This window comes from Paraburkholderia sp. (assembly GCF_034668105.1).
In the GTDB taxonomy this organism is placed as follows: Bacteria; Pseudomonadota; Gammaproteobacteria; order Burkholderiales; family Burkholderiaceae; genus Paraburkholderia.
Window position 1 is genome coordinate 1 of record NZ_JAXDPY010000284.1, and the last position, 7,289, is coordinate 7,289.

General features: G+C 61.7%; 8 protein-coding genes and 1 pseudogene. All 9 read left to right on the top strand.

The genetic code is table 11. The features are described from left to right. The first annotated feature begins 13 nt into the window (after positions 1-13). Positions 14-247 carry a type VI secretion system contractile sheath domain-containing protein gene (locus tag QOC89_RS31870; RefSeq protein ID WP_416340395.1) on the top strand — a complete coding sequence of 78 codons (234 nt, stop codon included), beginning with the start codon at positions 14-16 and terminating at the stop codon, positions 245-247. Then, positions 141-704 (top strand): annotated as a pseudogene (tssC, locus tag QOC89_RS13120) (type VI secretion system contractile sheath large subunit); the annotation flags it as partial. The gene QOC89_RS31870 and the pseudogene tssC, both read left to right, overlap by 107 nt. Positions 705-828: 124 nt before the next feature. Next, on the top strand, positions 829-1,188 hold the full coding sequence (locus tag QOC89_RS31875) for a tlde1 domain-containing protein (protein ID WP_416340394.1): 360 nt from the start codon (positions 829-831) through the stop codon (positions 1,186-1,188). Further along, entirely contained in the window at positions 1,185-1,688 is a 504-nt protein-coding gene (locus QOC89_RS13125; protein ID WP_323045402.1) for a hypothetical protein, read from the top strand. The genes QOC89_RS31875 and QOC89_RS13125 overlap by 4 nt, the downstream gene beginning before the upstream one ends. Before the next feature lie 92 nt (positions 1,689-1,780). Continuing rightward, complete coding sequence (locus tag QOC89_RS13130; RefSeq protein ID WP_323045403.1) at positions 1,781-2,263, top strand: Hcp family type VI secretion system effector; 483 nt, start codon at positions 1,781-1,783, stop codon at positions 2,261-2,263. Between the two features lie 85 nt (positions 2,264-2,348). Next, positions 2,349-2,864, top strand: a complete 516-nt coding sequence (gene tssJ / locus QOC89_RS13135) for a type VI secretion system lipoprotein TssJ (protein ID WP_323045404.1) — start codon at positions 2,349-2,351, stop codon at positions 2,862-2,864. Between the two features lie 14 nt (positions 2,865-2,878). Continuing rightward, complete coding sequence (gene tssK, locus QOC89_RS13140; protein WP_323045405.1) at positions 2,879-4,225, top strand: type VI secretion system baseplate subunit TssK; 1,347 nt, start codon at positions 2,879-2,881, stop codon at positions 4,223-4,225. 69 nt (positions 4,226-4,294) lie between these two features. Continuing rightward, positions 4,295-5,530 (top strand): type VI secretion system protein TssL, long form, encoded by a 1,236-nt coding sequence (gene tssL, locus QOC89_RS13145; RefSeq protein ID WP_323045406.1) that lies wholly within the window; start codon positions 4,295-4,297, stop codon positions 5,528-5,530. A gap of 38 nt (positions 5,531-5,568) precedes the next feature. Then, a partial coding sequence (locus QOC89_RS13150) for a type VI secretion protein IcmF/TssM N-terminal domain-containing protein (protein WP_323045407.1) occupies positions 5,569-7,289 on the top strand: 1,721 nt, incomplete at its 3' end.

Genomic DNA, 7,289 nt, shown 5'->3' on the forward strand with positions numbered 1-7,289 from the left:
CGGCGGCATCGATATGAAGTGTCCGACCGAGATCGCAATCTCGGACCGGCGCGAGGCCGAGCTTGCTCGTAACGGTTTCATTCCGTTGATTCACCGCAAGAACACGGACCACGCAACGTTTATCGGCGCGCAGTCCATGCAAAAACCTGCCGTGCCATACGTTTCCCACCGACGACGGCGGCATCGACATGAAGTGCCCCACCGAGATTGCAATCTCGGATCGTCGCGAGGCAGAACTCGCCCGTAACGGCTTCATTCCGCTGATCCACCGCAAAAACACGGATCACGCGACCTTCATCGGCGCGCAATCGATGCAGAAGCCGGCGGAGTATCAGGACCCCGACGCCACGGCTAACGCGAACCTGTCGGCGCGGCTTCCTTATCTGTTCGCCTGCTCGCGCTTCGCGCACTACCTCAAGTGCATCGTGCGCGACAAGGTCGGTGCGTTCAAGGAGCGAGAGGACATGCAGCGCTGGCTGAACGAATGGATCATGAATTACGTCGATGCCGATCCGGCGAATTCGTCGCAGGAAACCAAGGCTCGCCGGCCGTTGGCAGCAGCGGAAGTGATCGTTGAAGACATCGAGGGAAATCCTGGCTATTACCAGGCCAAGTTCTTCCTGCGTCCGCACTTCCAGCTTGAGGGGCTGACAGTGTCGCTGCGTCTCGTCGCGAAGCTTCCGTCCATTAAGGAAGCGGCGTGAATACCTTGAACATGCGCCACGGCCGAGTGACGTCAGTGGCCTTTTGAGCCGGCCTGACTCGCCCTGTTCATTCAGCCGGCAGTCGTATCAAGCGACGTCGGCGACTCACCCCTAAGAAATAGACATGCCCTGGACATACATTCAATCTACTGGCGTCTTTCAGGACCCACAAGGAAACACCGCGGCCACCGGATACTCCGGAGCAGGTGCTGGACGAAACAACTCTCTGATGGAGAGAGAACCCAATGTCGGCCCCATTCCACGGGGGACTTACCGGATCGGTAACGCCCGGCAATCGCATCGAACCGGTCCCGTCTCCATGGATCTGGCGCCGGTTGCAAGTACTCAGACATTCGGGCGTAGTGCGTTTCTGATTCACGGCGACAACCTTTCGCATACGGCGTCGCACGGTTGCATCATTCTCCCTCGCCTGACTCGGGAACAGATCAACCGCAGTACGGACCGAGAGTTGGTGGTGCAATGACGCGCATCCACTTCTCCGCCTTCGTGCTGATCGCGCTAACTGGCGCATGTGATGCACAGCCATTGAGTCCGGCGCAACTCACGCGCGATATCCATTCGCGCGGGGCCAGGACCGTTGTTGAGGAGCTTGATCGCGCGGGGCGCTTCGATACGGTCCTCAGCGGGATCGCGTCGGGAAAAGCCGCGTGGATTCGCGTCGCGCCGGCGATCGCCAACGGAACCGACGCGGGTGATTCCACCGGTCTTAGCGTCGCGTTGGCCCAGGCGTTGCCAAAGAATCCGCGAGCGGTATTGCAGGTTCTAGACGACGGTCCAGTTACTGGCGCCGGCGCCGTGTGCGGTGTCCCGTTCATCGAGCCGCCACCTCGCGAGGTGGCGGCGTATCTCAACAAAACCATTCCGGCCGTGACACGCGTTCCGGCAACGGCCCAATTTTCCCAGCGTAGTGCGTGCCTCGCGGCATTGACGCGTGCGCAAGCGAGCTCGACTTCGCGGAATTGACGTCGTCAGAGCTGATTGCGCATTGGGGTGAATCAGTTCCTCTGCACCTATGACTACCGTTTGTACCTGAATTAACCACAAAGGAACGCCAAATGGCACAAGACATTTTTTTGAAGATCAGTGGCATCGATGGTGAATCACAAGATTCGACCCACAAAAACGAGATCGAAATTGCGAACTGGGGCTGGAGAATCTCGCAGGCGTCGAACATGCACGCGGGCTCGGGTGGCGGCGCCGGAAAGGCGACGGTCCATGATCTGGCATTCGAGCACTACATCGATCGGGCAAGTCCCAATCTGATGAAATATTGCCTCGGCGGCAAACATATCAACGAGGCCACGCTGGTTGCCCGGAAGGCCGGTGGCAATCCACTCGAGTATCTGAAGATCACGATGAGCGATGTGATCGTCACCGTGGTTCAACCGTCGGGCAGCAGCGAAGACGAGCGCATGCGCGAGCAGGTTCACCTGTCATTTGCGAAGGTCAAGCAGGAGTACGTCGTACAGAATGCCCAGGGCGGCAGCGGCGGCGCGGTGACGGCCAGCTACGACATCAAGGGCAACAAGGAAGCGTAGGGCGGGAAAGGCGATCCCGAAGGCAGTACCCGAGTTGGGCGCAACGCCGTTGTGCCCGGCGCCACTCTCTTTGTTGCAGGGCTTTATGCGTTTGTTCAATCCTGTCACCGCGTCGCTCGCGGGTGCATTGGTCGTCGTGTTGGGGGCGTGCGTGAGCGGCAACCCTGACACGCAGGCGGCGAAAGAGCCGATCCGGCTCGATCTGTCGATCAAGGCCGCGAAAGATGTCAACCCGGACGATAAGGGCCGCGCCGCGCCCATCGTCGTGCGGGTGTACGAATTGAAGAACGACGCCGCGTTCGCGGCTGCCGACTTTTTTTCGTTACAGGACAGGGACAAGACCCTCCTCGCGGACGATGTCAACGCGCGTGAGGAATTCCTGCTTCGGCCCGGTGACACGAAATCCGTGCGTCGCAAATCGAATCCTTCCACGTTGGCGATTGGCATTCTGGCCGCCTACCGTGATTTGCCCAATGCAGTGTGGCGCGAAACCTACCCGTTGCCACCGGCACCGGACGCCGCGTGGTATCGCCGCGGCGGCAAGGTGAAACTGAATATCGACCTCGAGGCCAACGCGCTCAAGGTCACCGAAAGCAAGTAGCGGAAACATACCTCATGAGCTGGCATAACAAGGTTGTCTGGAGCGAAGGGCTGTTTCTGCGCCCGCAATTGTTTCAACAACAGGAACGGTACCTGGAAAACTACGCGCACAAGCGCGCGGCTTCGCTGTCGCCGTTCTTTTTTGGTTTCAGTCAGTACAGCATCGACAACGAAGCGCTGGCGCTGGGCAAAGTGATCGTCAAGTCGGCGGCGGGCGTGTTTGCCGACGGCACGCCGTTCGATACGCCCGCGAGTACGCCGCCGCCGGCCCCCTTGACGATCCGCCCCGAGCATCTCGAGCAGCTGGTCTATCTGGCGGTGCCGATCCGTGTGCCCAACGCGGAGGAAACGATCTTCGACGACAAAGCCGATTCGTTGGCGCGTTATGCCGCGTTCGATATCGATTTGCGCGACACGAACTCGGTCGCGCAAGGGCCGAAGACCGTCCAGTTATCCAACTTGCGGCTGCGTCTGTTACCGGAAAAGGAACTGACCGATGCGTGGATCGGCCTTGCGCTCACGCGGGTAAAAAAGATCAGTGCCGACGGCAGTATCGAGCTGGACGACACCGTGGTGCCGCCGGTCAGCGGCTATGGCGCCAGTGCGCTGCTGACGAGCTGGCTCGAGAAAATTCATGACTTGACGCACCTGCGCGCGAACTCGCTGGCGCAACGCCTGACGGGAGGTGACGGCCAGGCGGGCGTGGCCGCGGAGGTCTCCGACTATCTGCTGCTCCAGACGCTCAACCGTTATGAGCCGTTATTGCAGCACCTGAGACGCGTACCGCCAACCTCGCCCGCTGATCTATACGCATTGCTGCTGAGCATGGCGGGCGAACTGTCCACTTACGTGCGCACTGAAACGCGCCGTCCGCTGGATTCGCATCCTCCTTATCAGCATGGTGCGCCGCATCTTTGTCTGAAGCCTGTCGTCGACGATACTCACCGCCTGCTCAACGCGGTGCTCGTGCGCAGCGCACAGAGCATTCCGCTTCAGGAACAGGCGCACGGCATACGCAATGCCGTGGTCGATCCTTTGGACATGCAACACTTCACGGCCGTGGTGCTGGCAGTGCATGCACAGATGCCGCCAGATGTTCTACAGCAGCAATTTGCCGCCCAGGCGAAGGCCGGCCCTTCCGAACGGTTGCCGGACCTCGTGCGTTCGCACTTGCCCGGCATTGCGCTACAGGCACTCCCGGTGCCCCCGCGGCAGATTCCATTCAATGCTGGCTACGTCTATTACGAGTTCACGCGCTCTGGAGCGCTGTGGGATGAGGTCGCGCGTCACGGCGGTTTGGCCTTGCATATCGCGGGTGAGTTTCCATCGTTGAAGCTGGAGTTGTGGGGTGTCCGTGGCTGACATTCCGAAGATTTGCGCCGTCGCGACGTCCCGATTCGCACGAACCTCCAACCACCTGAATGGCAGCCCATGAGCGCGACGACCTTACCCTGGGCTGAATCGGCCAACTCGCGCGAGCCGCGCCTCAGCAACACGAGCGGTGCGGACACGAATTTCGGCGCGCGATTACTCGCGGTCAACGCCGCGCGCAATCCGCTTCTGGAAGCGGGGCGACCGCTGCTGCGCGCGTTGGCGGATATGCCGCAACGACTCGACATCGATGCGATCGACCCGCTTCGGCGTCTGCTGCAGCAGGAGGTTCGCCTGTTCCAGAAGCTTTGCGAACAGGCCAATCTGCGTCGCGATCACATGCTGGGTGCGCGCTATAGCCTGTGTACCGCACTCGACGAGGTGGTGATGCTGGCGCTCGACGCAAAGAACGTGAGCGCCTGGGCGAACGCGCCGCTTGCGTCCATTTTTCACGAGGACAACCAGGGCGGCCAGAAGGTGTATTTGCTGATTGGGCGCCTGATGACCGAGCCCAGGGAGCATCTGAATCTGCTCGAAGTGATCTACCGCGTGTTGAGCCTCGGCTTCGAGGGCATGTACCGGGCGACCCCCAACGGGCACCGTCTGCACGACGAGGTGCGACAGCGTCTGTACACGGAAATCGTCGCCCAGCGCGGCCCGGTTCCCGCGGCGCTGTCGCCGCACTGGACTGGCGCGGCGGCCGGCCGGCGCCACTCGTTTCTCGATGTGCCTGTGTGGGTCACCGCAACGGTCTTGGGGCTGATCCTGCTCGCGATGTTCTGCTACGCAAAGTACGACTTGCTGACGCAGGGCGCGGCCGTGCAGAAGGAAATTGCCGACATAGGCCGCATGACGCCGCCGGCGCCAACCGCGTTGCATCTGCGCGAATTGCTCAGCGCGGAGATTGCAGCGGGCAAGGTCGGCGTCGACGAGGACGCGCGCCACAGCGCGGTGACGTTTCATGGCGACGACATGTTCGTGCCCGGCAAGGCCATGGTCAATGCGTCGATGCAACCGCTCGTCGCGAGAATCGCCGCCGAGATCATCAAGGTTCCGGGCAAGGTCACCGTGATCGGCCATACCGACAACATGCCGGTGCGCGGTCGCGTGTTTGCATCGAATCAGGCGCTCTCGGAAGAGCGTGCCGCCCAGGTGATGCAGATGTTGCAGGACGCCGGCGTGCCCGCGAGCCGGCTTGAGGCGGTGGGCAAGGGCGACACGAGCCCGATTGCCGATAACAGGACACTTCCGGGACGCGCGCAGAACCGTCGCGTTGAGATCAACGTCGCAGAGTGAGCGCTGGCAGCGGCGTCGCAGGATTTCGGGACTATTGAATGAAGAAGGTTTTGTCGTTTCTGGCGTCGCGCCTGTTCCTGGCATTGATGACGCTGATCGTCGTGGGTCTGGTCGTCTGGTTCGTCGGGCCGCTGATTGCGTTCGGCGCACTCAGGCCGCTGGCCGGCGCAGGGATGCGGGTACTCGTGATCGCGTTGTTGTTGAGCGGGCTGTTGCTGTGGCTTGCACGCAAGCCGACCAGCATCGTGTTCGTGGCGGTGCTGTGTCTGCTGATCTGGTATGCGGCGCCGTTGCTGTCGTTTGGCAACGCGCAGCCGCTTGAATCGGCCGCCGCGCGGACGATCGCCATTGCAGTGGTGCTTGCGCTGTTTGCGATCTACGGGCTGTACCGCATGGTGCGCCTGATGCAGAACGACGCGAAGTTCCTGTCGCGAATACTGACGTTCGGTGACAGGCAGGAGCCATCCCCTGCGGCGGACGCGCTCGTCGAGATCGGCAGGATGGCCGACGCAGCGCTTGATCGCTTGCGCTCGATGCACACGGGTGCAAGTGTCGTGGGCCGTTTGTTTCAGGGCAAGCGCTACCTGTACGAGTTGCCGTGGTACATCACGTTGGGGTCGAAGGGTGCCGGCAAGACGACGGCGATGCTGAATGCCGGACTCGCCTTTCCGGGCGCCGAGCAGATTCAACAGGCGTTAGTGCGGCTCGCTGGCGGTGACGGCACGGCGCGTGTCGATTGGTGGCTCACGAACGACGCGGTGCTGATCGACACCACCGGGCGTTATACCCGTCCCGGGCTGACATCCAGGCGTGGTATGGACGTTGTCGCGGAGGCCGGCAAGACAGCGAATTCGCCTGTTTCAATCACGTCGACGCGTGCGGCACGAAAGGAGGACGCGACGTCGAAACGCGTGGATAGCGATCGGGACGCCCAGACTGTTGATGTTGCCGAATGGCACGGGTTTCTTGCGTTGCTGCGCAAACACCGTCCGCGTGCGCCGATCAATGGCGCGCTGCTGACAGTCGACGTCGCGGAGATCATCGGTGCAGATGCGCCGACGCGTGCCGCGGCTGCTGCGGCATTGTCCGCGCGACTGGCCGAGTTGCGCGGCGATCTCGGCATCCGCTTTCCGGTCTATCTCATCGTCACCAGGATGGACGCGCTGACAGGCTTTGCCGAATACTTCGATTCGCTGACAGCAGAGGGCCGCTCGCAGGCATGGGGCATGACGTTGCCTCATGATGTCCGGGCGACGGCGAAAGACGGTCTGCGCGAGCGTTGCCAAACCGAACTTGGCCTGCTGGCGGCCCGGCTCGCGGACGGTGTCAACACCCGCTTGCAGGACGAATACGACGAGGCCAGGCGTCGCAAGCTGGTGGCATTGCACGAGGAGTTCGCACTGCTGCTTCAGCCGTTGGGCGCGTTGATCGAGTGCGTGTTCCTCGATTCCCGATATGACCCGACCCAGCGCGACGCAAGCTTGCGGGGTGTCTACTTCACCAGCGCGCGGCAGGACAGCCATACGATCGCCGCTGATCGTCACACGGTCATCCAGCAACTCTGGACGGAACTGAAGCGTGTGCCCGGCGCCACGACAGATGACCCTGTCAGCCACCAGAGCTACTTCCTGCAGGACGTACTGACCCGGGTGGTGTTTCCGGAAGCCCATCTCGTGCGGCCCAATCTTCACTGGGAGTTCCGCTTCAGGCTGCTGAGGACGGTCGCACACGCGCTATTGCTCGTGCTGTTTGCGTGGCT

Excerpts from the sequence above, each read along its gene's own strand:
- QOC89_RS31870 (WP_416340395.1), top strand. The coding sequence starts at position 14 with ATGAAGTGTCCGACCGAGATCGCAATCTCGGACCGGCGCGAGGCCGAG.
- QOC89_RS31875 (WP_416340394.1), top strand. The coding sequence starts at position 829 with ATGCCCTGGACATACATTCAATCTACTGGCGTCTTTCAGGACCCACAA.
- QOC89_RS13125 (WP_323045402.1), top strand. The coding sequence starts at position 1,185 with ATGACGCGCATCCACTTCTCCGCCTTCGTGCTGATCGCGCTAACTGGC.
- QOC89_RS13130 (WP_323045403.1), top strand. The coding sequence starts at position 1,781 with ATGGCACAAGACATTTTTTTGAAGATCAGTGGCATCGATGGTGAATCA.
- tssJ (WP_323045404.1), top strand. The coding sequence starts at position 2,349 with ATGCGTTTGTTCAATCCTGTCACCGCGTCGCTCGCGGGTGCATTGGTC.
- tssK (WP_323045405.1), top strand. The coding sequence starts at position 2,879 with ATGAGCTGGCATAACAAGGTTGTCTGGAGCGAAGGGCTGTTTCTGCGC.
- tssL (WP_323045406.1), top strand. The coding sequence starts at position 4,295 with ATGAGCGCGACGACCTTACCCTGGGCTGAATCGGCCAACTCGCGCGAG.